Genomic DNA, 22,678 nt, shown 5'->3' with positions numbered 1-22,678 from the left:
AGTTCCTATCCTTTACCCGACGGATTACTTCTTGAGCGCGACGCCGGCCTTACGCGGACCCTTACGGGTACGGGCATTGGTGCGGGTACGCTGACCACGCATCGGCAGGCCCTTGCGATGGCGCACGCCACGGTAGCAGCCCAAATCCATCAGGCGCTTGATGTTCATCGTCGTTTCACGGCGCAGATCGCCTTCGACGAGGAACTTCTCGATTTCCTTACGCAGCGCGTCCTGGTCCGGATCCGTCAGGTCCTTGACCTTCTTGTCGGTCGGGATGCCAGTAGCCTCGCAAATCTTCTGAGCGCGCGAGCGGCCAATACCGTAGATCGCCGTCAGGCCAATCACGGTATGTTTGTGGTTGGGGATGTTGACCCCTGCGATACGTGCCATTCGTCAATCCTCTTTGCGAAATTAGCCTTGGCGCTGCTTATGACGCGGGTCCGACGAGCAGATCACACGCACCACGCCCTTGCGCTTGATGATTTTGCAGTTGCGGCAAATGCGCTTAACAGAAGCCAGCACTTTCATGATTTTCCTCTTCCTTCAATTCCAGTCCGCTCACTTCGCCCGGAATACGATGCGCGCGCGGGACAGATCATACGGGGTCAATTCGACCGTCACCTTGTCCCCGGGCAAGATGCGGATGTAATGCATACGCATCTTGCCGGAAATATGGCCTAACACTACGTGGCCGTTCTCTAGCTTGACGCGAAACGTTGCGTTGGGGAGGTTTTCCAGCACCTCGCCTTGCATCTGGATCACGTCATCTTTAGCCATGTCCTTTCAGGTTCGTGCGATCACTCCTAGCGGAGTGTCAGGTTTCCCTTGAAATTCGCCTTCTTCATCAAAGACTCGTACTGCTGAGACATCACGTAGGACTGCACTTGCGCCATGAAGTCCATCGTGACAACCACGATGATCAACAGGGACGTCCCACCGAAGTAGAACGGCACATTCCAGCGCAGCACCAAGAACTCCGGCAACAGACACACCAGCGTGATGTAGATCGCACCCGCCAGGGTCAGACGCACCAGAATCTTGTCGATATACCGCGTGGTTTGCTCGCCCGGACGGATGCCCGGAATGAACGCCCCACTCTTCTTCAGGTTATCTGCCACTTCCCGGCTGTTATAAACCAGTGCGGTGTAGAAGAAACAGAAGAAGATGATCGCCGCCGCATACAGCAGGATGTAGACCGGCTGACCCGGCGACAGCGTTGCTGCCAAGTCCTTGACAACCCGTGCCACCGGATTCGTCGAGTTGCCAGCTGTAAACCAGCCCGCGATCGTGGCCGGGAACAGAATGATCGACGATGCAAAGATCGGCGGAATCACCCCGGCCATATTCAACTTCAGCGGCAGATGCGACGACTGTCCGCCATAAATCTTGTTACCAACCTGCCGCTTGGCGTAATTGACGAGGATCTTGCGCTGGCCGCGTTCGATGAACACGACCACAAACGTCACCGCACCAATAATCGCCACCACCAGGATCGCCGAGAAAATTCCCATCGAACCCGTACGCACCAGCTCGAACAGCCCGCCAATCGCGTTGGGAAGGCCTGCAGCAATCCCGCCAAAAATGATGATCGAGATCCCGTTGCCCAGACCACGCTCGGTGATCTGCTCACCCAGCCACATCAGGAACATCGTGCCCGTCACCAGCGTGATCACCGCGGTGGCCCGGAACATCAGACCCGGATCCAGCACCAGACCGGGCTGCGCTTCCAGGGCTACTGCAATCCCTAGCGCCTGGAACGTCGCCAGGATGACCGTGCCGTAGCGCGTGTACTGCGTAATCTTGCGCTGGCCGGCCTGGCCTTCCTTCTTCAACGATTCCAGCTGCGGCAGCACGATCGTCAGCAGCTGCATGATGATCGACGCCGAGATGTACGGCATGATCCCCAACGCAAACACTGTGAAACGCGACAGCGCGCCGCCGGAGAACAGGTTAAACATCCCGAGGATGCCACCCGACTGCCGTTGGAAAAGCTGCGCCAGTTGATCCGGATCGATACCCGGCACAGGAATGTGCGCGCCGATCCGGTACACCAGCAATGCCAGCACCAGGAACACCAGCCGACGGCGAAGATCGCCGTACTTGGCCGTGTTCTTGGCCTGGGCCATCACATTAGGTTTCGCCGTGGCCAAACGGATGCTCCGTCAGTGTGAAACAGCAGGCTATTAGGCCAGCGAGCCACCGGCTGCTTCGATTGCAGCTTTCGCCCCAGCCGTCGCGCCGATACCCTTCAGAGTTACCTTCTTGTCGATCTCACCCGACAGGATCACCTTGGCGCTCTTGACCATCTCGCCAACGAGCCCGGCTTGCTTGAGGGACAGCAGATCGACTTCTTCGATCGGCAGCCCCGCCAGGTCGCCCAGACGCACTTCAGCGGTGAATTCCTTGGTCAGCGAGGTGAACCCACGCTTGGGCAGACGACGATGCAGGGGCATCTGGCCGCCTTCAAAGCCGACCTTGTGGAAACCACCCGAACGCGACTTCTGCCCCTTGTGACCACGACCAGCCGTCTTGCCCAGGCCCGAGCCAATGCCGCGACCAACGCGGCGCTTGGCGTGCTTGGAGCCGGCTGCCGGCTTCAGGTTATTCAGTTGCATGTTCTTCTCCGTCTTGCCTTAGCCGATGACCTTGACCAGGTAGGACACCTTGTTGATCATGCCGCGCACTGCGGGCGTGTCCTGCAATTCGGACACCGAGTTCATGCGGCGCAGGCCCAGGCCGCGCACCGTGGCGCGGTGGTCTTCGCGCGTACCGATCAGGCTGCGCACGAGTTGGACTTTCACGGTTTTCTGCGACATATCGTTCACCTATCCCTTCGGCTTAGCCGAGGATCTCTTCGACCGACTTGCCACGCTTGGCGGCAACTTCGGCCGGGGTGCTCATCTTGCGCAGGCCATCCAGCGTTGCGCGCACCATGTTGTAAGGATTGGTCGAACCGTGCGACTTGGTCACGATGTTCGTCACGCCCATCACTTCGAAGATAGCGCGCATCGGGCCGCCGGCGATCACGCCGGTACCGTCCTTCGCGGGCATCATCTGCACCTTTGCGGCGCCATGCTTGCCAACCACTTCGTGCTGCAGCGTACCGTTCTTCAGCGGGACCTTGACCATCTTGCGACGAGCCTCGTCCATTGCCTTCTGCACGGCTACGGGGACTTCCTTAGCCTTACCCTTGCCCATGCCGATACGGCCGTCGCCGTCGCCGACCACAGTCAGAGCAGCGAAACCGAGAATCCGGCCGCCCTTGACCACCTTGGTCACACGGTTGACCGCGATCATCTTCTCGCGAAGACCGTCGTCGCGTTCGTCCCCTTGGACCTTAGGTTGAATTTTTGCCATGACGATATCCTCTATGCCGGCTTAGAACTTCAGGCCAGCTTCGCGTGCCGCGTCAGCCAGAGCCTTTACGCGACCGTGATAACGGAAACCCGAGCGATCGAACGCCACGGCTTCGATGCCGGCAGCCTTCGCCTTCTCAGCGATACGCTTACCCACCAGGGTGGCAGCAGCGGTGTTGCCACCGTTGCCGTTCAGTTCCTTGCGGACTTCGGCTTCCGCCGTCGAGGCCGAAGCCAGGACCTTGGTGCCGTCTTCCGAGAAGACCTGCGCATAAATGTGCAGGTTCGTACGGTGCACAGCCAGACGGGCGACGCTCAGTTCCGCAATTTTCAGGCGGGTCTGACGTGCACGGCGCAGACGCGAGTCATTTTTGTTCATGATGTGCACCCTTACTTCTTCTTGGTTTCCTTCAGGATCACACGCTCGTCGGCGTAGCGCACACCCTTGCCCTTGTAGGGCTCAGGCGGACGATAACCACGCACTTCAGCGGCGACCTGACCAACTTTTTGCTTGTCCGAACCCTTGATGATGATCTCGGTCTGCGTCGGCGTTTCCGCCTTCACGCCTTCCGGCATCTCATGGATCACGTCGTGCGAGAAACCGAGCTGCAGCTTCAGGGCGGTGCCCTGAACCGATGCACGATAACCCACGCCGACCAGGTTCAGCTTGCGCTCGAAGCCCGTCGTCACACCCTTGACCATGTTGGCGGTCAGGGCGCGCATCGTGCCTTGCAACGCATTGGCTTCACGCGACTCATCTGCCGGCGCGAACGTGATCGTGCCGTTGTCGGTGTTGACCTTGACCAGCGAGTGGATCGGCTGCGTCAGCGTGCCCAACGGGCCCTTGACGGTCAGCAGACCACCAGCGAAATTGACTTCTGCGCCCTTGGGCAGCGCGATGGGGGCCTTACCTACGCGAGACATGGTTCCCCTCCCTTAGGCGACGTAGCAAATGACTTCGCCACCGACACCGGTTGCGCGGGCGCGGCGGTCCGTCATCAGACCCTGAGGGGTCGAGATGATGGCGACACCCAAGCCGTTCATCACTTGCGGGATTTCATTACGGCCCTTGTACACACGCAGGCCAGGCTTCGAGACGCGCTCCAGGCGTTCGATGACCGGGCGGCCAGCGTAGTACTTCAGACCAATCGTCAGGGTGGACTTGCCACCCTGCTCGGTCACGGCGAATTCGTCGATGTAGCCTTCGTCCTTCAGGACTTTGGCGATTGCCACCTTCAGCTTCGACGACGGCATGACCACCGACGCTTTTTCCACCGCTTGCGCGTTGCGGATACGCGTCAGCATATCGGCGATCGGATCGCTCATGCTCATACTGTTTCTCCTGTAGCCTGTGCGTGATTACCAGCTGGCTTTCGTCAGACCCGGGATCTCGCCCTTGAAGGCGATCTCGCGGAGCTTGTTACGCGCCAGGCCGAACTTACGGAACGTACCGCGGGGACGACCGGTGATCGAGCAGCGGTTGCGCTGACGAGTCGGATTTGCATTGCGCGGCAGCGCTTGCAGCTTCAGACGCGCTTCGTAGCGCTCTTCTTCCGACTTGCTTTGGTCGGCCACGATGGCTTCGAGAGCGGCGCGCTTCTCAGCGTACTTGGCCACGAGCTTGGCACGCTTCTTCTCGCGTTCGATCAGAGACAATTTAGCCACGGTAACCCCTTAATTACGGAACGGGAACTTGAACGCGTTGAGGAGCGCCTTCGCTTCCTCGTCGTTCTTCGCAGTCGTCGTGATGCTGATATTCAGACCACGGAGTGCGTCGATCTTGTCGTATTCGATTTCGGGGAAAATGATCTGCTCTTTCACACCGATGTTGTAGTTGCCACGACCGTCGAACGCCTTACCAGACACACCACGGAAGTCGCGCACGCGGGGCAGCGACACGGTGATGAAGCGGTCCAGGAATTCGTACATGCGTTGGCCACGCAGCGTGACCATCGTGCCGATCGGGTAACCCTGGCGGATCTTGAAGCCGGCGATAGCCTTACGGGCCTTCGTGACGATGGGCTTCTGGCCAGCGATTTTGATCAGGTCGCCCGTGGCGTGCTCAATGACTTTCTTGTCATTGATGGCTTCGCCAAGACCCATGTTCAGGGTGATCTTGGTGATGCGCGGCACTTCCATCACAGACTTGTAGCCGAACTGCTTGATCAGCTCGGGCACAACCTTCTCTTTATAAAACTCTTGCAGACGTGCAGTCATGCTCAACTCCTCTCTATTGCCCAGAATCAAGCGCCGACGGCAGCACCGGTGGTCTTCAGTACGCGCGTCTTCACGCCGCCTTCAACCTTGATGCCGACGCGCGACGGCTTGCCATTGGCATCCACGAGCGCAACGTTCGAAATATGGATGGGCATGATCTTGTCGACCACACCACCCGTGGTACCCAGCATCGGGTTCGGGCGCACGTGCTTTTTGGCAACGTTCACGCCTTCAACCGTCACATGCTCGGCGAGCACGGCCAGCACGGTACCTTGCTTGCCCTTGTCTTTACCGGTACGGACGATGACGCGATCGCCCTTGCGAATCTTGTTCATGCGGCCTCCGATTACAGCACTTCCGGCGCGAGCGACACGATCTTCATGAAGCGCTCGGTACGGAGTTCGCGAGTGACCGGCCCGAAGATACGGGTGCCGATCGGCTCAAGCTTGGTGTTCAGCAGCACGGCGGCATTGCCGTCGAACTTGATGAGCGAGCCGTCGGGACGGCGCACGCCCTTGGCGGTGCGCACCACCACGGCGTTATAGATATCGCCCTTCTTCACGCGACCACGCGGGGCAGCATCCTTGACGCTGACCTTGATGATGTCGCCGACGCTGGCGTAGCGGCGCTTCGAACCGCCCAGCACCTTGATGCACATGACTTCACGCGCACCCGTGTTATCGGCCACTTCGAGCCGGCTTTCTGTCTGAATCATGGTGTTCTCGTCCCAACTTAATTCGCCAAACGCACAATGCGCAGAGGCGATCAGTCTTGGTCCCGCCGGCTGCTGGCATTGCGCCAACTGCGATTGGGTTGATCAACTTGAAGTCGGTAGCTGCCCGACGGCGATTGCCGCCTGGCCCATTCGCTTTTCCCCCTTACCCGAGCCGCCAGCATATTTGCCAGCCACCCTCACAAAGGGAAAGACCGAGACTATATCACATAATCTCGGCCGTGCAACAGCAAACTGCTCCGCTGTTGTTTTAGATCACGCGTGCAGCTTCAAGCAGACGCGACACCACCCACGACTTGGTGCGGGAGAGCGGACGCGATTCCGTGATCTCGACCTTGTCGCCTTCGTTGTACTGGTTGGCTTCGTCGTGCGCATGGTACTTCTTCGAGCGCACCACGTACTTGCCATACAGCGGATGCTTGACGCGGTTTTCGATCAGGACCGTGACGGTCTTGTCCATCTTGTTGCTGACAACGCGACCGACGAGCGTGCGCTTCAGGGACGTTGCGGCTTCAGTCATTTCTGGTTCCCCTTCTGGCCCAGCACGGTGCGGACACGCGCGATGTCACGACGCACCTTCTTCAGCTGGCTGGTGTTCTGCAGCTGTTGCGTCGCTTTTTGCATGCGCAGGCCAAATTGGGCCTTCAGCAGCTCGGAGAGCTCCTGGTTCAGCCCAGCGACATCTTTGTCGCGCAGTTCGGATGCTTTCATGGTGTGTACTCCTTACGTTCCGACCTGACGCACCACGAAGCTGGTCGCGATCGGCAGCTTGGCAGCGGCCAGGCGGAATGCCTCGCGTGCCAGTTCTTCGCCAACGCCGTCCATTTCGTACAGCATCTTGCCCGGCTGAATTTCAGCCACGTAGTATTCCGGGTTGCCCTTACCGTTACCCATACGGACTTCGGCAGGCTTCTTCGAGATCGGCTTGTCCGGGAAAATCCGGATCCAAATGCGGCCGCCACGCTTGATGTGACGGGTCATCGCACGACGCGCCGACTCAATCTGACGTGCGGTCAGACGGCCACGGCCCATCGCCTTCAGACCGAATTCGCCGAACGAGACCGCGTTGCCGCGCGTCGCGATACCGGTGTTACGGCCCTTCTGCTCCTTGCGGTACTTCCTGCGCTTAGGTTGCAGCATGTTTATTCTCCAGTCTTCGCGTCGGTGCCACGACGGGCACCCGCACCAGCACCGCGGCGCTGACCGGCCGGGCGACCTTCGCCCTCACGGCGACGACCTTCCGGGCGACCCGGACGCTTGCGACGCTCTTCTTGCGGCTCTTCCACGACGGGTGCGTCGTTGCGACCGAGATGGTCACCCTTGTACACCCACACCTTGACACCGATGATGCCGTAGGTGGTTTCCGCTTCGGAGAAGCCGTAGTCGATATCGGCGCGCAGCGTGTGCAGGGGCACACGGCCTTCGCGGTACCACTCGGTACGAGCGATTTCGATGCCGTTCAGACGGCCCGAGCTCATGATCTTGATGCCTTGGGCACCCAGACGCATCGCGTTCTGCATCGCGCGCTTCATAGCGCGACGGAACATGATGCGGCGCTCAAGCTGCTGCGTGATCGAATCTGCGATCAGCTGCGCATCGACTTCCGGCTTGCGGATTTCTTCGATGTTCACGTGCACGGGCACGCCCATGCGACGCTGCAGTTCAGCCTTCAGCAGTTCGATGTCCTCGCCCTTCTTGCCGATCACCACGCCCGGACGCGAGCTGTAAATGGTGATACGGGCATTCTTGGCCGGACGCTCGATGACCACGCGGCCCACCGACGCGTTCTTCAGCTTCTTCTTCAGAAACTCGCGAACCTCGATGTCTTCCTTGAGCATGCCGGCAAACTGGGTGTTGCTCGCGTACCAACGCGATGCCCAGTTACGGCTGACAGCCAGACGGAAGCCAGTCGGATGAATCTTCTGTCCCATCGTGACCCCTTAGTTGCCCAGCGTCACAGTGATGTGACAGGTTTGTTTCTCGATGCGGTTGCCACGGCCCTTCGCACGCGCCGTGAAGCGCTTGAGCGACGTGGCCTTGTCGATGTAGATCGACTTGACCTTCAGCTCGTCGATGTCGGCGCCTTCATTGTGCTCGGCGTTCGCGATGGCGGACTCAACCACCTTCTTCACGATGCCAGCCGCCTTCTTCGGGCTGAACGTCAGCACGTTGAGCGCGCGCTCGATCGACAGGCCGCGAATCTGGTCAGCGACCAGGCGCGTCTTCTGTGCGGAGATACGGGCGCCGCGATGAATCGCTTTAACTTCCATGATTGCCCCTTATCGCTTCGCTTTCTTGTCGGCAGCGTGGCCCTTGAACGTACGCGTGAGCGCAAATTCGCCGAGCTTGTGGCCAACCATGTTTTCCGTGACATACACGGGCACGTGCTGACGGCCGTTGTGAACGGCGATCGTCAGGCCGATGAAGTCCGGCAGAATGGTCGAACGACGCGACCACGTCTTGATGGGCTTCTTGTCCTTCGTCTGCACTGCCGCCTCAACCTTCTTCAGCAGGTGGGCGTCAATGAAAGGACCCTTTTTTACGGAACGAGTCATATCTAAGCTCCTACCTACCGATTAACGCTTGTGACGGCGCTGAACGATCATGCTGTCAGTGCGCTTGTTACGACGGGTGCGGTAGCCCTTGGTCGGCGTGCCCCACGGGGACACCGGATCACGGCCTGCTGCAGTCTTGCCTTCACCACCACCATGCGGGTGGTCGACCGGGTTCATCACCACACCGCGAACGGTCGGGCGAATACCGCGCCAACGGGTTGCACCGGCCTTGCCGATCTGGCGCAGGCTGTGCTCTTCGTTGCCGACTTCACCAATGGTCGCGCGGCACTCGATGTGCACGCGGCGCACCTCACCCGAGCGCAGACGCACTTGAGCGTAGATGCCTTCGCGAGCCAGCAGCACGGCGGACGTACCGGCCGAACGGGCAACTTGAGCGCCCTTGCCCGGCAGGATTTCCACGCAGTGGATCGTCGTACCGACCGGGATGTTGCGGATCGGCAGGTTGTTACCGGCCTTGATCGGCGCTTCCGAGCCGTTAGCGATGGCTTGGCCAACCACAGCGCCCTTCGGGGCGATGATGTAGCGGCGCTCGCCGTCAGCGAACAGCACGAGCGCGATGTTGGCGCTACGGTTCGGATCGTATTCCAGACGTTCGATCTTGGCCGGAATACCGTCCTTATCGTTACGCTTGAAGTCGACGACGCGATAGTGATGCTTGTGACCACCACCCTTATGACGGGTGGTGATGTGGCCGTTGTTGTTACGACCCGACTTCTGGATTTGCTTTTCCAGCAGCGGAGCGTGCGGCGCGCCCTTGTGAAGGTCGGGGTTAACGACCTTCACCATCGAGCGGCGGCCCGGCGATGTCGGCTTGGTTTTGACGAGTGCCATGATTACTTGGCCTCCGCTTCAAAATTGATTTCCTGGCCCGGCTTCAGCGAAACATAGGCCTTCTTCACGTGGTCACGACGACCCATGAAGCGACCGAAGCGCTTTTGCTTGCCCTTCTGATTCAGGATCTGGACGGACTCGACTTCGACCTTGAACAGCAGCTCGACAGCGGCCTTCACTTCGCCCTTGTTGGCGTCGCGAGCCACTTCGAACACGACCTGCTCGTTCTTCTCGGCCACCAGGGTTGCCTTTTCAGACACCACAGGCGCCAGCAGCACCTGCATCAGGCGATGGTCGTTCTTGGCAACTTGCGTCATTTCAGCAACTCCTCGATCTGCGCGACGGCTGCCTTGGTTACGAGCACCTTCTTGTAGTGCACGAGCGACAGCGGGTCGGCGTGACGCGGCTCAACCACGAGCACGTGCGCCAGGTTGCGCGATGCCAGGAAGAGGTTTTCGTCCAGGTTATCGGTAATCACGAGCACCGAATCCAGGCCCATGGCGCGGAACTTGTCGGCCAACAGCTTGGTTTTGGGCGCGTCGACGGACAGGCTGTCAACGACGTTGATGCGACCTTCACGGGCAAGCTGCGAATAAATCGAGCGCATGCCGGCGCGGTACATCTTCTTGTTGACCTTCTGCGAGAAGTTTTCTTCCGGGCTGTTCGGGAAGATACGACCACCCCCACGCCACAGCGGGGAGGAGCTCATACCTGCACGGGCGCGGCCCGTACCCTTTTGACGCCACGGCTTTTTGGTCGTGTGCTTGACCTCTTCACGGTCCTTTTGCTTACGGTTACCGCTGCGAGCGTTGGCCTGATAAGCGACGACGACTTGGTGAACGAGGGCTTCGTTGTAGTCACGGCCGAACACTTCCGGCGAGGCAGCAACGCCAGCGCCGAGTTGACCGTTGTCCTGGAGCAGCTTCAGTTCCATGCGTTTGCTCCTTATGCCTTCTTGGCGCGGGCCTTCACGGCCGGCGTGACGATGACTTGACCGCCCTTGGCGCCCGGAATCGCACCCTTGACCAGCAGCAGCTTGCGCTCTGCGTCGATCTTGGCGATTTCCAGATTCTGAACGGTACGGGTGACATCACCCATGTGACCGGTCATGCGCTTACCCGGGAACACGCGCCCCGGATCCTGCGCCATACCGATCGAGCCCGGCACGTTGTGCGAGCGCGAGTTACCGTGCGAGGCGCGGCCCGACGAGAAGTTGTAACGCTTGATGGTACCGGCGTAGCCCTTACCAATCGTCACACCCTGGACGTCGATCTTCTGACCGACTTCGAACAGGTCGACGCTGATGTTCGCGCCCGGCTGGAATTCAGCGGCACGAGCGGCATCCACTCGGAATTCTTTGATGACTTCGCCCGCTTCCACGCCGGCTTTGGCGAGATGACCCGCCAGCGGCTTGGTGACGCGGCTGGCGCGTCGGGTGCCGAAGGTGACTTGAACCGCGGTATAACCGTCGGTCTCGTCCGTCTTGATTTGCGTCACGCGGTTGTCGCCGACCTCGAGCACGGTGACGGGAATCGAATCGCCGTCGTCCGTGAAAATACGGGTCATGCCAACCTTGCGACCTACAAGGCCAAGGCTCATGGTTTGCTCCATTCCCAGCTGCGATTGGCCGGGGCTGATTGATACTACGAATCTTGAACTGGACTGCGCCTAAAGAGACAGCGCGAGGCCAAACGGCCAGCCCACTCCCCTGACTAAAGGGGTAGCCCTACAATATATCCGGGTTACGAACAATATGCAAGGGCGATTGCCGGATAGACGTCCGGACGTCGCGGACGATGCAACATTCAGCGCTCAAAAGCAAAACGGCGAGCACTTAGCTCGCCGTTTGCCCGTTACCGGAAGGGTCCGGTAGCGTTGTCTTGCTTATTGCAGCTTGATCTCGACGTCCACGCCAGCCGGCAGGTCCAGCTTCATCAGCGCGTCAACGGTCTTGTCCGTCGGGTCGACGATGTCCATCAGGCGCTGGTGCGTGCGAATTTCGAACTGATCGCGGCTGGTCTTGTTGACGTGCGGCGAACGCAGAACGTCGAAACGCTGGATGCGGGTCGGCAGGGGCACCGGGCCCTTGACGATCGCGCCAGTGCGCTTGGCGGTTTCAACGATTTCAGCGGCCGACTGGTCGATCAGGCGATAGTCGAAAGCCTTCAGGCGGATACGGATCTTCTGGTTCTGCATGATGTTTCCTTAAAGAGCATGGCGGTCGGGCCGCCGGTAGATTGAAAGAGCGATGCAACAGGCGATGCGCCGCACCCCTTACGAGGAACAGCGCATCGATCCGCCTTTTACTTCAGGATCTTGGCAACGACGCCAGCGCCCACGGTACGGCCGCCTTCACGGATGGCGAAGCGCAGACCTTCTTCCATGGCGATCGGGGCGATCAGCTTGACGGTGATCGACACGTTGTCGCCCGGCATGACCATTTCCTTGCCTTCCGGCAAGGCGATCGAGCCGGTCACGTCCGTCGTACGGAAGTAGAACTGCGGACGGTAGTTGTTGAAGAACGGCGTGTGACGGCCGCCTTCGTCCTTCGACAGGATGTAGACCTCGCCCGTGAATTCCGTGTGCGGCTTGATCGAGCCCGGCTTGGCCAGCACTTGACCGCGCTGAACATCTTCGCGCTTCGTGCCGCGCAGCAGAATGCCGACGTTGTCGCCTGCCTGACCTTGGTCCAGCAGCTTGCGGAACATTTCCACGCCCGTGCAGGTGGTCTTGTCGATCTTCGGCTTGTCGCCGTCCACGGCGATACCGACGATTTCGATTTCTTCGCCGACCTTGATGATGCCGCGCTCGATACGGCCGGTCACCACGGTGCCGCGACCCGAGATCGAGAACACGTCTTCCACCGGCATCAGGAATGCACCATCAACTGCGCGTTCCGGCGTCGGGATGTAGGTGTCCAGTGCGTCGGCCAGGTTCATGATGGCCACTTCGCCCAGTTCGCCCTTGTCGCCTTCCAGCGCCAGCTTGGCCGAACCCTTGATGATCGGGGTGTCGTCGCCCGGGAACTCATACTTCGACAGAAGTTCACGCACTTCCATCTCGACCAGTTCCAGCAATTCAGCGTCGTCCACCATGTCGCACTTGTTCAGGAAGACGATGATGTACGGCACGCCGACCTGACGGGCCAGCAGGATGTGCTCACGCGTTTGCGGCATCGGGCCGTCAGCGGCCGAGCACACCAGGATGGCACCGTCCATCTGGGCGGCACCGGTGATCATGTTCTTGACGTAGTCGGCGTGGCCCGGGCAGTCAACGTGCGCATAGTGACGGTTGGCCGTCTCGTACTCGACGTGCGCGGTGTTGATCGTGATGCCGCGTGCCTTTTCTTCCGGCGCTGCGTCGATTTCGTCGTACTTCTTCGCTTCGCCACCAAACTTGGCGGACAGCACGGTTGCGATCGCTGCGGTCAGCGTGGTCTTACCGTGGTCAACGTGACCGATCGTACCAACGTTCACGTGCGGTTTGGTCCGTACGAACTTTTCCTTTGCCATGTCAGCTCCTCAATTCGGAATGGGCTAATTGCTAGATATTGATTGAGGGCGATCGCACACGCGATCACCCAAAACACATTGATTACTTACCTTCGCTGGACTTCTTCATTACTGCGTCAGCGACGTTCTTCGGTGCCTCAGCGTATTGCTTGAATTCCATGGTGTACGTGGCGCGGCCTTGCGTGGCCGAGCGCAGCGACGTCGAATAACCGAACATCTCCGACAACGGGACTTGGGCCTTGACGATCTTGCCGCCACCGACCATGTCGTCCGTGCCTTCCACGATGCCACGACGGGACGACAGATCGCCAATCACGGTACCCATGTAGTCTTCCGGCGTTTCCACTTCCACAGCCATCATCGGCTCAAGCAGAACCGGAGTGGCCTTGCGCATTGCTTCCTTGAAGGCCATCGAGCCGGCCATGCGGAACGCGTTTTCGTTCGAGTCCACGTCGTGGTACGAACCAAACGTCAGCGTGACCTTCACGTCCACCACCGGGAAACCCGCCAGAATACCGGCCGGCAGCGTGTCGACGATGCCCTTTTCGACCGCCGGGATGTATTCGCGAGGAATCACACCGCCCTTGATGGCGTCGACGAACACGAAACCATTGACCGCAGCAGCAGCTGCTGCTGCCGTCGTTGCCGCCGCCTTCGCTGCCGCCTTCTCTGCTTCTTCCAGCGGTTCCAGCGTGATCACGGCGTGTCCATACTGACCGCGGCCGCCCGATTGCTTGACGAACTTGCCTTCGACGTCTTCAACCTTCTTGCGAATGGTTTCGCGGTAGGCAACCTGCGGCGCGCCGATGTTGGCTTCCACACCGAATTCGCGCTTCATGCGGTCGACCAGAATTTCGAGGTGGAGCTCGCCCATGCCCGAAATGATGGTCTGGCCCGATTCTTCATCGGTACGCACGCGGAACGACGGATCTTCAGCGGCCAGGCGGTTCAGGGCGATGCCCATCTTTTCCTGGTCAGCCTTGGTCTTGGGCTCGACAGCCTGCGAGATCACCGGCTCCGGGAACACCATGCGCTCGAGAATGATCGGAGCGCTCGGGTCGCACAGCGTGTCGCCCGTAGTGGCGTCCTTCAGGCCCACCGCGGCGGCGATGTCACCTGCCAGCACTTCCTTGATTTCTTCGCGCTGGTTGGCGTGCATCTGCAGAATACGGCCCAGACGCTCCTTCTTCTGCTTCACCGGGTTGTACACGGTGTCCCCGGAGTTGATCTTGCCCGAGTAGACGCGGAAGAAGATCAGCTGACCAACGAACGGGTCGGTCATGATCTTGAACGCCAGTGCCGAGAACTTTTCGTTGTCGTCGGCCTTGCGCTCGAGCTTCTTCTCTTCGTCGTTTTCGTCGATGCCCTGAACCGGCGGAATGTCGACCGGCGACGGCAGGAAGTCGATCACGGCGTCGAGCATGCGCTGCACGCCCTTGTTCTTGAACGCGGTGCCGCACAGCATCGGCTGGATTTCGCAGGCAATGGTACGGTCGCGCAGCGCCTTGACGATCTCAGCACGGGACAGCTCTTCGCCGCCCAGGTACTTTTCCATCAGCTCTTCGCTGGCTTCAGCTGCCGACTCGACCATCTTCTCGCGCCACTCGTTCGCGACGTCAACCAGATTGGCCGGGATGTCGTGGTATTCGAACTTCACGCCCTGGCTGGCTTCGTCCCAAATGATCGCCTTCATTTCCAGCAGATCGACGACGCCCTGGAAGCCGTCTTCAGCGCCGATGGGCACCACGACGGGCACCGGGTTGGCCTTCAGACGGGTCTTCAGCTGGTCGTAGACCTTGAAGAAATTCGCGCCAGTACGGTCCATCTTGTTGACGAACGCCAGACGCGGCACCTTGTACTTGTTGGCTTGGCGCCAGACGGTTTCCGACTGCGGCTGCACGCCACCCACTGCGCAGTACACCATGCACGCGCCGTCCAGCACACGCATGGAACGCTCCACCTCGATGGTGAAGTCCACGTGGCCCGGGGTGTCGATGATGTTGAAGCGGTGCTCGGGGTAGTTGCCGCCCATGCCCTTCCAGAAGGCGGTGGTCGCAGCAGACGTGATGGTGATGCCGCGCTCTTGCTCCTGCTCCATCCAGTCCATGGTGGCGGCGCCATCATGCACTTCACCGATCTTGTGGTTCACACCGGTGTAGAACAGGATCCGCTCGGTCGTGGTGGTTTTGCCGGCGTCGATGTGAGCGGAAATACCGATGTTACGGTAGCGCTCAATGGGGGTCTTACGAGCCACGGTTAATCCTCAGATTCGTCAACGGGGCGCTGGCCCACGGCCAAGCGCCCCTAATACAAATGGGCGAGATGTGCGCACACAGCCCGCCCAGCAACCAACAACGTCTCGCGTCGCTTAGAAGCGGAAGTGCGAGAACGCCTTGTTGGCTTCAGCCATGCGGTGCACTTCGTCGCGCTTCTTCATGGCGCCGCCGCGGCCTTCCGAGGCTTCGAGCAGCTCACCAGCCAGACGCAGGGCCATCGACTTCTCGCTGCGCTTCTTCGCAGCTTCCCGCAGCCAACGCATCGCCAATGCCAGACGACGCGACGGCCGGACTTCGACCGGCACCTGATAGTTGGCGCCACCAACACGACGGCTCTTCACTTCGACCACCGGCTTGATGTTGCCGATAGCCAGCGTGAACACCTCGATCGGCGCCTTGCCTGCTTTCTTCTCGATCTGGTCGAACGCACCGTAGACGATACGCTCAGCCACCGACTTCTTGCCGTCCAGCATGAGGACGTTCATGAACTTGGCGACTTCCACATTGCCGAACTTCGGGTCCGGCAGAATTTCCCGCTTGGGGACTTCACGACGACGTGGCATCTTCTTTCCTTCTCTGTTCAGTTGAGAACCGCTTCGGTTCTCCGGCCACCAACTAGCTTGTCTTCCAACAATCTGAGCCGGGTGACCACTTACTCGACGGTGCCAGTGCGGTCAAAAAACGCACCGTTGTACCGCCTGCTCATGACAAGACCGTGACCGCAAAAGCGGCGCGATCTCACTGACGACTTAGGCCGCCTTCGGACGCTTCGCGCCGTACTTCGAACGCGCTTGCTTACGGTCCTTGACGCCTTGCAGGTCAAGGGAGCCGCGCACGATGTGGTAACGCACACCCGGCAAGTCCTTCACACGGCCGCCGCGGATCAGCACGACGCTGTGTTCTTGCAGGTTGTGGCCTTCACCGCCGATGTACGAAATGACTTCGAAACCGTTGGTCAGGCGCACCTTGGCGACCTTACGCAGTGCCGAGTTCGGCTTCTTCGGCGTCGTGGTGTACACGCGGGTGCACACGCCGCGACGCTGCGGGCAGTTCTCAAGTGCCGGGCTCTTGCTCTTCAGCTTTTCCGAGACGCGGGGCTTGCGAACCAGTTGATTGATGGTTGGCATTGTTCAATCCAGCTTGGTTTTTGAAAAATCGCCGGCTCACATAACGTGAACGCCTCATTTGTGAGGCGGACGGCGCAATCGGGTTTTATGGAAGTGGCGAGCAGAACGCTCTGAAGGGAGGACCTGCGGGAACAGATCAAGACCAAAGAGCGCGAGCCCGTCTGATTTCAGATGCCTTGCACAGCATTTGCCGGGCATGGACGCGCGAAACCAGAAGCCAAAAACTCGAATCTGGCACTATAGCGGCCTGTCTTGCAAGCGTCAAGCGCGCCGCCAGTCTGGCGATGAGCCAGTTGGTCAGCAGCGGCGCGGTGTGGCGCCGATGGCACGCTGCGCACTGGTGGGCCATACGAAAACGAGCGCAGCGGCCACCACAAACCCGAGCGCGAGAACCGATACGCCGATCCAGCCGGCGCGCAACCAGGCCGCACCGGCCAAACCGCCGCCTGCAGCCGCACCAAAGAAGAACGCCCCGGTGTACAGGCCGTTCACGCGCCCCCGGACCTCGGGCGGCAACGCGTTGACCATATAGCGGCCGAGCGCCTGGTCGCCGATGGCGCCAAAGTCCAGCAACAACGCTGCGGCGGCCAGCATCACCAACATGACAGGGACGCTCAGGTCTGGCAGCAGCGCCGAAGCCAGCGCCAACAGCAGACCCGCCGCCGCACTGCCATGCGCGAGCAGCGTACCAACGCGCACCAAGCCGCGATCCGCCAGCCGTCCGGCGATGGGCGCCGCCACGACGCCGGCCGCGCCGCACAGCGCAAAGATGCCGATGCCGTTCTGCGAAAGATGGAACGGCGCGGCCGCCAGCCGCAGTGCAACAGCGGTCCAGAACAGCGTGAAGGCCGCCATCAGCAAAGCTTGGGTGGCAGCGCGGCGACGCAATACCGGTTCGGTGCGCAGAAGATGGCCATACGACTTGAGCAACGCACCGTACGACAGCGCACGCGGCGGCACGAAGGTCGGCATCACACGCGGCAGAAGGACGGCCAGCACGGCAATCGCCACCGCAGATGCGCCGTAGAACGCACGCCAGCCCCATTGCGCCGCGATCAGGCTGGCCGCCGGGCGCGACAGCAGGATGCCCAGGTTCAGGCCGATCATGATGTCGCCGAGCACGCGCCCGCGCCGGTGGTCTGCGGCCAGGCGCCCTGCCAGCGCAATCAGCATCTGAATGACCGTCGACGTAAGGCCGATGGCGAAGGCGGCCAGCATCAGCACCCGGCCGCTGTGCGCTACGGTGGTCAGCGCCAGCGAAGCCACCGCGCCCCACAGCGTGCGCGAGGCCAGCGCGCGGTTGTCCTGCAAATCGGTCAGCGGCATCAGCAGCAACAGGCCGATGCCGTAGCCGACGAGTGTGGCAGTCACCAGCAGCCCGGTGGCGGCGGTGGTCCAGCCGATACTTGCGGCGATCTCGGCGACAAGCGGCTGGATGCCGAACAGGTTGATGACGATGAGCCCGACGGCGGCTGCAAACAACGGCGTGGCACCGCGGGGGAGCGCGTCGGCGGGCGACGGGTTGGAAACGGCGACGGCAGGGGCTTCGGTGGTCATGATGAAGGGGACGAAGAATCGGAGACCCCATCCTAGCCAGCCGATTCGCGCAGATTAAGGTAGCCTCTGGCGCCATATTGTTTCCATAAGTGCGCAAATATGGATCGACTCTCCGACGTGGTGGTCTTCGTGCAGGTGGTGGAGCGCGGCAGCCTGTCGGCGGCGGCCGATGCCATGGGCATATCGCGCGGTGTGATCAGCAAGGCGCTGGTGCGGCTGGAGGCGCGGTTACAGACGCGCCTGCTGCAGCGGACAACGCGGCGCCTGTCACTCACCGAAGCGGGCGCGGCGTTCTTCGAGAAAAGCCGCGAGGGCCTGGCGCTCGTCGATGCAGCCGAGCAGGCCGTGAGCGCCTTGCGCGATGAGGCGCGCGGCACATTGCGGGTGTCGGCGCCGGCCTCGTTTGCGGTGACATTGCTGGCGCCGCTCCTGGGCGCATTCCAGGCGCGCTACCCGGCCGTGCAGATCGACCTGGACATGAACGACCGCTACGCCGACCTTGTCGCCGGGCGCATCGACGTGGCGATCCGCATTGGCATGTTGGAGGACTCGTCGCTGGTAGCGCGGCGGCTGGCGAATTGCGCGCACGCCATCTACGGAGCGCCATCGTATTTCAGCAAGAACGGCATTCCGCGGTCGCCCGAGGATTTGCGCGACCACAACTGTCTGGTCTACGCCAACTACGACGGACCCTATGACTGGGTGCTTACCGATGCCGACGGACAGCGCCATGTCGCGCACGTTACGGGCTCGATGCTAGCCAACAACAGCCTCGTCCTGCGAGAGGCGGCGCGTTCAGGGCTGGGCGTGTCGCTGGGGCCGGCGTATCTGGTGCGCGACGATATTGCGGCCGGCCGCCTGCAGGCGGTGCTGACGGACTACACAGCGCGGGAGGTGCCCCTGCACGCCGTCTTCACGCAGCGTGTGCACCTGCTGCCAAAGGTGCGGGCGTTTGTCGATTTTCTGGGCGACCACCTGCGCAGCACCGCCGTGATGGGGCCATTGCCGCTGTCCGCCTAGGCTTGCTCGCGGCACTTCTCCAGTACGTCGAGCAGCGCCTGGCCGTAGCGGTCCAACTTGGCCATGCCGATACCCGGCAGCTCGCCGAGCGCCTCGCGCGAATCCGGATCGGTCTCGGCAATGCGCGCAAGCGTCGCGTCGTGGAAGATCACATACGCCGGCACGCTGTGCTCGCGCGCGGCCTGCGTCCGCCAGGCCCGCAACGCCTGCCAGCGCACCTGCGCCTCGGTGGAAAGCTCGGCGGCCGGATCGGCGCGACGCTCCTTCTTCGTCGACGATGACGACGCGCCGCGCACCTTCTCGGCCTGACGGCGCAGGATCACCGATTGCGCGCCCTTGAGCACGGGGCGCGCGGCATCGGTCAGGATCAGCGCACCGTGGCCGCCGTGGTCCACCGCAAACAAGCCCTGCGCAACCAACTGACGGAATACGCTGCGCCAAGCGGCTTCGGACAGATCGCTGCCGATGCCGAAGGTGGACAGCGTTTCGTGGTGCCACTGCTTGATGCGCTCGGTTGCGTTGCCGCGCAGGATGTCGATGAGCTGGCCCGCGCCAAAACTCACGCGGCTGGCTTGCTGGACGCGGTATGCGCAGGACAGCGCCATCTGTGCCTCGCGTGTGGCATCCCAGGTTTGCGGCGGCGTGAGGCACGTATCGCAGTTGCCGCAGGGCTGGCTGCTTTCCCCGAAGTACGCGAGCAGCGCCACACGGCGGCAGGTTGCGGCTTCGCACAGGCCGAGCAGCGCTTCGAGCTTGGCGGTTGAGACGCGCTTATGCACATCGTCCGCATCGGACTCGTCGATCATCCGGCGCTGCTGCACCACGTCGGCCAGACCGTAAGCCATCCAGGCGTTGGCGGGCATGCCGTCACGGCCCGCACGGCCAGTCTCCTGATAGTAGCCCTCCAGGCTCTTGGGCAGATCCAGGTGGGCAACGAAGCGGACGTCCGGCTTGTCGATCCCCATGCCGAAAGCGATGGTCGCCACCATCACGACGCCTTCCTCCTTGCGGAAGATGGCCTGATGGCGTGCGCGCACGTCGGAGTCCATCCCGGCGTGATACGGCAGCGCGCGGATGCCCTGCTCGGCCAGCCACTGCGCGGTCTCTTCCACCTTCTTGCGCGACAGGCAGTAGACGATGCCGGCGTCGCAGGTGTCGCCGTCCATGTGCTCGGCGCGAATGAAGCGCAGCAGCTGCTGCCGCGCGCTGTCCTTCTCGACGATGGTGTAGCGGATGTTCGGGCGGTCGAAGCTGGAGAGGAAGACGCGGGAACCCGTGAGCGCGAGCCGTTCGATGATCTCGTCCCGCGTGACCGCATCGGCCGTGGCGGTGAGCGCGATGCGCGGCACGTGCGGAAAACGCTCGTGCAGCACGGAAAGCTGGATGTACTCGGGCCGGAAATCGTGCCCCCATTGCGACACGCAGTGCGCTTCGTCGATGGCGAACAGGCCGATGCGCGATCGCTCAAGCAACTCGAGGAAGCGCGGCGTCATCAACCGCTCGGGCGCCACGTAGACGAGATCCAGCCGGCCCGCCGCCAAATCTCGCTCGACCTGGGCGGCCTCGGCGCCCGTCAGCGCGGAGTTGAGGTACGCGGCGCGCACGCCGGCTTCTTCCAGCGCGGCCACCTGGTCCTGCATCAACGCGATCAGCGGCGAAACCACAATGCCGGCGCCCTGCCCGCGCCGGTGCCGCACGAGCGCCGGTATCTGGTAACAGAGCGATTTGCCACCGCCGGTCGGCATCAGCACGAGACAATCGCCGCCGTCGGCGACGTGCGCGACGATTTCCGCCTGCGGGCCGCGGAAGGCGCTGTAGCCGAACACATCGTGCAGCACCGCATGCGTCGCGGCGGCGGTGTCTTCGGGCAGCGCCTGCAGCGCGTGGTCTATGGCGGGAGAGTCGTACATCGGGACGGCGGGTGCGCGCAGTGTCACGCGCGGGCTGGGCGAAACCGCTATTGTGACAAACCCCGCCGAGGGGTGGTCAATCAGGACAGTCGGATTGTGGGCAACGCAGCGATCAGACCGTGCGCGCAACGATGCGATGGATCGTCCGCCCCGACGACTGGCTGACAGCCGCTTCGTCGAAAACCACCTCAGTGCCGGCCAGCGCCTCGCGCACGGGCGCCGCATCGAACGACGTGAAGAGCCGGCCGCGCCCATCGCGCTGGTCGGCGTCGGGCGTGACGCGCCAGCTCAGATACAGCGTGCCGCCCGCGCGCAACAACGACACCAGCCGCTGCACCGCCGCGCCAATCTGCTCGGGCGGCAGATGCATGATGACGGTCTCGCAGAGGACGTTGTCGAACGCGCCTTCGGCAATGCCGACCAATTCAGGCAAAAGCGCCTGCCGGAACGACAGGCCAGGATACTGCTCGCGCGCCGCTTCCAGCAGCGCGGCCGACGCGTCGTAGCCAACGGCCGGATAACCATTGGCGTTGAGCCACGCCACCTCGCGGCCCGCGCCGCAGCCGATGTCGGCGGTGGCGCCGCCTGCCTTGAACTCACGGCGCAGCAACGCATACAGGTCTTCAGGCGCCGGCTGATCGCGCCACTCCTGCGCGAAGGTTTCGGCAAGGGTGTCGTAGGCGGCAACAGTCTGGGAGTCCATGGCGATCCTATTTCATCGTGAAACTGCGTAACAGCGTCAGATCGCCGGCCTTGCGCATCGGCACGACAAACGTCTGCTGGCGCTCGGACGGCGTGTTCTCGTCGGTGATGATGCTGACGGTGGCGGTGGTGATCGCACTGCTGTCATTGCCGCTGCCGTAGTAGTTCACGTAGACGAGATACGTGCCAGGCACGGGCGCCGGATTCGAATAGATCTCGGGACCATACCCGGTGGTGACGTCCACGTCGAGCGCCCCACCGTTTTCGACCACGCGGTTGCCGTACCAGGCATGCTGGCCATCGGGCGAAATGACGTGCAAGTCGAGATCGGTGCCATCGGTGTCCCACGACAGGACCACGCGCAAACGCGGACGCTGCTTGCCGGCGTAGCTGTCGTAGAACTGCACACGCTTGGCGTCGCCGCGCGCGCTGCGCACCTCCACGCTGTTGCTGCCGGCGCCAAATGCATACGGGCGCGAGAACGTACCGTCGGCCTCGATGCGCTGCGGCATGGCCACGCCATTGACGATCAGCGTGCCCACCGACGAGCCGTCGGCGCCACGGCGGCGGCGCGGCTTGCTTTCGTCCATTGCTGCAGCAGCCTTCGGCTGGTTGCGGATGCGCCCGGCGATCATCGACGCCACACCCTGCCCTTGGGGCGTCGACACCGATACGGCCGGGTAATGCACGTCCTGCGTGTAGCGGGATTCATCGCCCGCCGAATTGCGCCAGCCATTGAGCGGCGCAGTCATCTCGATATTGCCGGCGTCGGTTTGCGCAAGCACGCTCCCAGCGGCCGCAAACGCGGCCAGCGCGATGGCAGCGGCGAGACGGAAAGTGGAAGGCATCATGTGCGTCACG

At 61.8% G+C, this 22,678-nt stretch carries 34 protein-coding genes; 1 reads left to right on the top strand and 33 read right to left on the bottom strand.

Annotated features, from left to right (window positions below):
- Window positions 1–24: 24 nt before the first annotated feature.
- From rpsM to ACUXH0_RS21370, 30 genes are all read right to left on the bottom strand, one after another.
- Window positions 25–390, bottom strand: a complete 366-nt coding sequence (rpsM, locus tag ACUXH0_RS21515) for a 30S ribosomal protein S13 (RefSeq protein WP_004634501.1) — start codon at window positions 388–390, stop codon at window positions 25–27.
- Window positions 391–411: 21 nt separating this feature from the next.
- On the bottom strand, window positions 412–528 hold the full coding sequence (gene rpmJ / locus ACUXH0_RS21510; RefSeq protein WP_003264141.1) for a 50S ribosomal protein L36: 117 nt from the start codon (window positions 526–528) through the stop codon (window positions 412–414).
- 30 nt (window positions 529–558) lie between these two features.
- Window positions 559–777, bottom strand: a complete 219-nt coding sequence (gene infA, locus ACUXH0_RS21505; RefSeq protein ID WP_003264140.1) for a translation initiation factor IF-1 — start codon at window positions 775–777, stop codon at window positions 559–561.
- Window positions 778–803: 26 nt separating this feature from the next.
- Window positions 804–2,126, bottom strand: a complete 1,323-nt coding sequence (gene secY / locus ACUXH0_RS21500; RefSeq protein ID WP_012436582.1) for a preprotein translocase subunit SecY — start codon at window positions 2,124–2,126, stop codon at window positions 804–806.
- A gap of 57 nt (window positions 2,127–2,183) precedes the next feature.
- Window positions 2,184–2,615: a 50S ribosomal protein L15 gene (gene rplO, locus ACUXH0_RS21495; RefSeq protein ID WP_004634495.1), complete on the bottom strand. Its 432-nt coding sequence runs from the start codon at window positions 2,613–2,615 to the stop codon at window positions 2,184–2,186.
- A gap of 18 nt (window positions 2,616–2,633) precedes the next feature.
- Window positions 2,634–2,816, bottom strand: a complete 183-nt coding sequence (rpmD, locus tag ACUXH0_RS21490) for a 50S ribosomal protein L30 (protein ID WP_003264137.1) — start codon at window positions 2,814–2,816, stop codon at window positions 2,634–2,636.
- 22 nt (window positions 2,817–2,838) lie between these two features.
- Window positions 2,839–3,357, bottom strand: a complete 519-nt coding sequence (rpsE, locus tag ACUXH0_RS21485) for a 30S ribosomal protein S5 (protein WP_004634493.1) — start codon at window positions 3,355–3,357, stop codon at window positions 2,839–2,841.
- A 21-nt stretch (window positions 3,358–3,378) separates the two neighbouring features.
- Window positions 3,379–3,735, bottom strand: a complete 357-nt coding sequence (gene rplR, locus ACUXH0_RS21480) for a 50S ribosomal protein L18 (protein WP_004634492.1) — start codon at window positions 3,733–3,735, stop codon at window positions 3,379–3,381.
- 11 nt (window positions 3,736–3,746) lie between these two features.
- Entirely contained in the window at window positions 3,747–4,280 is a 534-nt protein-coding gene (gene rplF / locus ACUXH0_RS21475; RefSeq protein ID WP_004634491.1) for a 50S ribosomal protein L6, read from the bottom strand.
- 12 nt (window positions 4,281–4,292) lie between these two features.
- Entirely contained in the window at window positions 4,293–4,688 is a 396-nt protein-coding gene (rpsH, locus tag ACUXH0_RS21470) for a 30S ribosomal protein S8 (protein ID WP_004634489.1), read from the bottom strand.
- 27 nt (window positions 4,689–4,715) lie between these two features.
- A complete protein-coding gene (gene rpsN / locus ACUXH0_RS21465) occupies window positions 4,716–5,021 on the bottom strand; it encodes a 30S ribosomal protein S14 (RefSeq protein WP_004634486.1) in 306 nt (101 codons plus the stop codon).
- Between the two features lie 9 nt (window positions 5,022–5,030).
- Window positions 5,031–5,573 (bottom strand): 50S ribosomal protein L5, encoded by a 543-nt coding sequence (gene rplE / locus ACUXH0_RS21460; RefSeq protein WP_009241894.1) that lies wholly within the window; start codon window positions 5,571–5,573, stop codon window positions 5,031–5,033.
- 26 nt (window positions 5,574–5,599) lie between these two features.
- Entirely contained in the window at window positions 5,600–5,908 is a 309-nt protein-coding gene (rplX, locus tag ACUXH0_RS21455; RefSeq protein ID WP_004634483.1) for a 50S ribosomal protein L24, read from the bottom strand.
- Window positions 5,909–5,919: 11 nt separating this feature from the next.
- On the bottom strand, window positions 5,920–6,288 hold the full coding sequence (gene rplN, locus ACUXH0_RS21450) for a 50S ribosomal protein L14 (protein ID WP_003264129.1): 369 nt from the start codon (window positions 6,286–6,288) through the stop codon (window positions 5,920–5,922).
- A 268-nt stretch (window positions 6,289–6,556) separates the two neighbouring features.
- Window positions 6,557–6,826, bottom strand: a complete 270-nt coding sequence (gene rpsQ, locus ACUXH0_RS21445) for a 30S ribosomal protein S17 (protein WP_004634482.1) — start codon at window positions 6,824–6,826, stop codon at window positions 6,557–6,559.
- Window positions 6,823–7,017, bottom strand: a complete 195-nt coding sequence (gene rpmC / locus ACUXH0_RS21440; RefSeq protein WP_004634481.1) for a 50S ribosomal protein L29 — start codon at window positions 7,015–7,017, stop codon at window positions 6,823–6,825. The genes rpsQ and rpmC overlap by 4 nt, the downstream gene beginning before the upstream one ends.
- A gap of 12 nt (window positions 7,018–7,029) precedes the next feature.
- Window positions 7,030–7,446, bottom strand: a complete 417-nt coding sequence (gene rplP, locus ACUXH0_RS21435; protein WP_003264123.1) for a 50S ribosomal protein L16 — start codon at window positions 7,444–7,446, stop codon at window positions 7,030–7,032.
- A 2-nt stretch (window positions 7,447–7,448) separates the two neighbouring features.
- Window positions 7,449–8,237 (bottom strand): 30S ribosomal protein S3, encoded by a 789-nt coding sequence (rpsC, locus tag ACUXH0_RS21430; RefSeq protein ID WP_004634480.1) that lies wholly within the window; start codon window positions 8,235–8,237, stop codon window positions 7,449–7,451.
- 9 nt (window positions 8,238–8,246) lie between these two features.
- Window positions 8,247–8,576, bottom strand: a complete 330-nt coding sequence (rplV, locus tag ACUXH0_RS21425; protein WP_004634479.1) for a 50S ribosomal protein L22 — start codon at window positions 8,574–8,576, stop codon at window positions 8,247–8,249.
- A gap of 9 nt (window positions 8,577–8,585) precedes the next feature.
- Window positions 8,586–8,861 (bottom strand): 30S ribosomal protein S19, encoded by a 276-nt coding sequence (rpsS, locus tag ACUXH0_RS21420; protein WP_004634478.1) that lies wholly within the window; start codon window positions 8,859–8,861, stop codon window positions 8,586–8,588.
- Between the two features lie 21 nt (window positions 8,862–8,882).
- Window positions 8,883–9,713, bottom strand: a complete 831-nt coding sequence (rplB, locus tag ACUXH0_RS21415; RefSeq protein WP_004634477.1) for a 50S ribosomal protein L2 — start codon at window positions 9,711–9,713, stop codon at window positions 8,883–8,885.
- Between the two features lie 2 nt (window positions 9,714–9,715).
- Window positions 9,716–10,030: a 50S ribosomal protein L23 gene (gene rplW / locus ACUXH0_RS21410; RefSeq protein ID WP_004634476.1), complete on the bottom strand. Its 315-nt coding sequence runs from the start codon at window positions 10,028–10,030 to the stop codon at window positions 9,716–9,718.
- The gene (rplD, locus tag ACUXH0_RS21405) at window positions 10,027–10,647 is read right to left on the bottom strand and encodes a 50S ribosomal protein L4 (protein ID WP_004634475.1); all 621 of its coding nucleotides are present in this window, start codon (window positions 10,645–10,647) and stop codon (window positions 10,027–10,029) included. The genes rplW and rplD overlap by 4 nt, the downstream gene beginning before the upstream one ends.
- An 11-nt stretch (window positions 10,648–10,658) precedes the next feature.
- Window positions 10,659–11,312 carry a 50S ribosomal protein L3 gene (gene rplC / locus ACUXH0_RS21400; protein ID WP_004634474.1) on the bottom strand — a complete coding sequence of 218 codons (654 nt, stop codon included), beginning with the start codon at window positions 11,310–11,312 and terminating at the stop codon, window positions 10,659–10,661.
- Between the two features lie 285 nt (window positions 11,313–11,597).
- Window positions 11,598–11,909, bottom strand: coding sequence for a 30S ribosomal protein S10 (rpsJ, locus tag ACUXH0_RS21395; protein WP_004634473.1), 312 nt, complete (start codon window positions 11,907–11,909; stop codon window positions 11,598–11,600).
- A 107-nt stretch (window positions 11,910–12,016) separates the two neighbouring features.
- Window positions 12,017–13,225, bottom strand: a complete 1,209-nt coding sequence (gene tuf, locus ACUXH0_RS21390; RefSeq protein ID WP_004634472.1) for an elongation factor Tu — start codon at window positions 13,223–13,225, stop codon at window positions 12,017–12,019.
- Between the two features lie 82 nt (window positions 13,226–13,307).
- Complete coding sequence (gene fusA, locus ACUXH0_RS21385; protein ID WP_012436583.1) at window positions 13,308–15,479, bottom strand: elongation factor G; 2,172 nt, start codon at window positions 15,477–15,479, stop codon at window positions 13,308–13,310.
- Between the two features lie 114 nt (window positions 15,480–15,593).
- Entirely contained in the window at window positions 15,594–16,064 is a 471-nt protein-coding gene (gene rpsG, locus ACUXH0_RS21380; RefSeq protein ID WP_004634470.1) for a 30S ribosomal protein S7, read from the bottom strand.
- Window positions 16,065–16,250: 186 nt separating this feature from the next.
- Window positions 16,251–16,628 carry a 30S ribosomal protein S12 gene (gene rpsL / locus ACUXH0_RS21375; protein ID WP_003265519.1) on the bottom strand — a complete coding sequence of 126 codons (378 nt, stop codon included), beginning with the start codon at window positions 16,626–16,628 and terminating at the stop codon, window positions 16,251–16,253.
- Between the two features lie 297 nt (window positions 16,629–16,925).
- Window positions 16,926–18,185 (bottom strand): MFS transporter, encoded by a 1,260-nt coding sequence (locus ACUXH0_RS21370; RefSeq protein ID WP_012436584.1) that lies wholly within the window; start codon window positions 18,183–18,185, stop codon window positions 16,926–16,928.
- 99 nt (window positions 18,186–18,284) lie between these two features.
- Here ACUXH0_RS21370 and ACUXH0_RS21365 point away from each other — a divergent pair, with 99 nt between their 5' ends.
- A complete protein-coding gene (locus tag ACUXH0_RS21365) occupies window positions 18,285–19,205 on the top strand; it encodes a LysR family transcriptional regulator (RefSeq protein WP_004634468.1) in 921 nt (306 codons plus the stop codon).
- On the opposite strand, the gene recQ is transcribed toward ACUXH0_RS21365, so the two are convergent.
- The 3 genes from recQ to ACUXH0_RS21350 form a co-directional block, all read right to left on the bottom strand.
- Window positions 19,202–21,115 carry a DNA helicase RecQ gene (recQ, locus tag ACUXH0_RS21360; RefSeq protein WP_012436585.1) on the bottom strand — a complete coding sequence of 638 codons (1,914 nt, stop codon included), beginning with the start codon at window positions 21,113–21,115 and terminating at the stop codon, window positions 19,202–19,204. The two genes, ACUXH0_RS21365 and recQ, sit on opposite strands and share 4 nt — an antisense overlap.
- Before the next feature lie 112 nt (window positions 21,116–21,227).
- Window positions 21,228–21,818 carry a class I SAM-dependent methyltransferase gene (locus ACUXH0_RS21355; RefSeq protein ID WP_012436586.1) on the bottom strand — a complete coding sequence of 197 codons (591 nt, stop codon included), beginning with the start codon at window positions 21,816–21,818 and terminating at the stop codon, window positions 21,228–21,230.
- Window positions 21,819–21,825: 7 nt separating this feature from the next.
- Window positions 21,826–22,668: a YfaP family protein gene (locus tag ACUXH0_RS21350; RefSeq protein WP_012436587.1), complete on the bottom strand. Its 843-nt coding sequence runs from the start codon at window positions 22,666–22,668 to the stop codon at window positions 21,826–21,828.
- Window positions 22,669–22,678 lie beyond the last annotated feature (10 nt).

This window comes from Ralstonia sp. 110700041-2 (genome assembly GCF_056280165.1).
Note: the sequence above shows the minus strand (reverse complement) of the source record. Positions and strands in the feature narration are given on the sequence as shown.

What these genes read in the sequence shown, in the direction of transcription:
- rpsM (WP_004634501.1), bottom strand. Translation starts at nt 390, where the DNA reads ATGGCACGTATCGCAGGGGTCAACATCCCCAACCACAAACATACCGTG.
- rpmJ (WP_003264141.1), bottom strand. Translation starts at nt 528, where the DNA reads ATGAAAGTGCTGGCTTCTGTTAAGCGCATTTGCCGCAACTGCAAAATC.
- infA (WP_003264140.1), bottom strand. Translation starts at nt 777, where the DNA reads ATGGCTAAAGATGACGTGATCCAGATGCAAGGCGAGGTGCTGGAAAAC.
- secY (WP_012436582.1), bottom strand. Translation starts at nt 2,126, where the DNA reads ATGGCCCAGGCCAAGAACACGGCCAAGTACGGCGATCTTCGCCGTCGG.
- rplO (WP_004634495.1), bottom strand. Translation starts at nt 2,615, where the DNA reads ATGCAACTGAATAACCTGAAGCCGGCAGCCGGCTCCAAGCACGCCAAG.
- rpmD (WP_003264137.1), bottom strand. Translation starts at nt 2,816, where the DNA reads ATGTCGCAGAAAACCGTGAAAGTCCAACTCGTGCGCAGCCTGATCGGT.
- rpsE (WP_004634493.1), bottom strand. Translation starts at nt 3,357, where the DNA reads ATGGCAAAAATTCAACCTAAGGTCCAAGGGGACGAACGCGACGACGGT.
- rplR (WP_004634492.1), bottom strand. Translation starts at nt 3,735, where the DNA reads ATGAACAAAAATGACTCGCGTCTGCGCCGTGCACGTCAGACCCGCCTG.
- rplF (WP_004634491.1), bottom strand. Translation starts at nt 4,280, where the DNA reads ATGTCTCGCGTAGGTAAGGCCCCCATCGCGCTGCCCAAGGGCGCAGAA.
- rpsH (WP_004634489.1), bottom strand. Translation starts at nt 4,688, where the DNA reads ATGAGCATGAGCGATCCGATCGCCGATATGCTGACGCGTATCCGCAAC.
- rplE (WP_009241894.1), bottom strand. Translation starts at nt 5,573, where the DNA reads ATGACTGCACGTCTGCAAGAGTTTTATAAAGAGAAGGTTGTGCCCGAG.
- rplX (WP_004634483.1), bottom strand. Translation starts at nt 5,908, where the DNA reads ATGAACAAGATTCGCAAGGGCGATCGCGTCATCGTCCGTACCGGTAAA.
- rplN (WP_003264129.1), bottom strand. Translation starts at nt 6,288, where the DNA reads ATGATTCAGACAGAAAGCCGGCTCGAAGTGGCCGATAACACGGGTGCG.
- rpsQ (WP_004634482.1), bottom strand. Translation starts at nt 6,826, where the DNA reads ATGACTGAAGCCGCAACGTCCCTGAAGCGCACGCTCGTCGGTCGCGTT.
- rpmC (WP_004634481.1), bottom strand. Translation starts at nt 7,017, where the DNA reads ATGAAAGCATCCGAACTGCGCGACAAAGATGTCGCTGGGCTGAACCAG.
- rplP (WP_003264123.1), bottom strand. Translation starts at nt 7,446, where the DNA reads ATGCTGCAACCTAAGCGCAGGAAGTACCGCAAGGAGCAGAAGGGCCGT.
- rpsC (WP_004634480.1), bottom strand. Translation starts at nt 8,237, where the DNA reads ATGGGACAGAAGATTCATCCGACTGGCTTCCGTCTGGCTGTCAGCCGT.
- rplV (WP_004634479.1), bottom strand. Translation starts at nt 8,576, where the DNA reads ATGGAAGTTAAAGCGATTCATCGCGGCGCCCGTATCTCCGCACAGAAG.
- rpsS (WP_004634478.1), bottom strand. Translation starts at nt 8,861, where the DNA reads ATGACTCGTTCCGTAAAAAAGGGTCCTTTCATTGACGCCCACCTGCTG.
- rplB (WP_004634477.1), bottom strand. Translation starts at nt 9,713, where the DNA reads ATGGCACTCGTCAAAACCAAGCCGACATCGCCGGGCCGCCGCTCGATG.
- rplW (WP_004634476.1), bottom strand. Translation starts at nt 10,030, where the DNA reads ATGACGCAAGTTGCCAAGAACGACCATCGCCTGATGCAGGTGCTGCTG.
- rplD (WP_004634475.1), bottom strand. Translation starts at nt 10,647, where the DNA reads ATGGAACTGAAGCTGCTCCAGGACAACGGTCAACTCGGCGCTGGCGTT.
- rplC (WP_004634474.1), bottom strand. Translation starts at nt 11,312, where the DNA reads ATGAGCCTTGGCCTTGTAGGTCGCAAGGTTGGCATGACCCGTATTTTC.
- rpsJ (WP_004634473.1), bottom strand. Translation starts at nt 11,909, where the DNA reads ATGCAGAACCAGAAGATCCGTATCCGCCTGAAGGCTTTCGACTATCGC.
- tuf (WP_004634472.1), bottom strand. Translation starts at nt 13,225, where the DNA reads ATGGCAAAGGAAAAGTTCGTACGGACCAAACCGCACGTGAACGTTGGT.
- rpsG (WP_004634470.1), bottom strand. Translation starts at nt 16,064, where the DNA reads ATGCCACGTCGTCGTGAAGTCCCCAAGCGGGAAATTCTGCCGGACCCG.
- rpsL (WP_003265519.1), bottom strand. Translation starts at nt 16,628, where the DNA reads ATGCCAACCATCAATCAACTGGTTCGCAAGCCCCGCGTCTCGGAAAAG.
- ACUXH0_RS21370 (WP_012436584.1), bottom strand. Translation starts at nt 18,185, where the DNA reads ATGACCACCGAAGCCCCTGCCGTCGCCGTTTCCAACCCGTCGCCCGCC.
- ACUXH0_RS21365 (WP_004634468.1), top strand. Translation starts at nt 18,285, where the DNA reads ATGGATCGACTCTCCGACGTGGTGGTCTTCGTGCAGGTGGTGGAGCGC.
- recQ (WP_012436585.1), bottom strand. Translation starts at nt 21,115, where the DNA reads ATGTACGACTCTCCCGCCATAGACCACGCGCTGCAGGCGCTGCCCGAA.
- ACUXH0_RS21355 (WP_012436586.1), bottom strand. Translation starts at nt 21,818, where the DNA reads ATGGACTCCCAGACTGTTGCCGCCTACGACACCCTTGCCGAAACCTTC.
- ACUXH0_RS21350 (WP_012436587.1), bottom strand. Translation starts at nt 22,668, where the DNA reads ATGATGCCTTCCACTTTCCGTCTCGCCGCTGCCATCGCGCTGGCCGCG.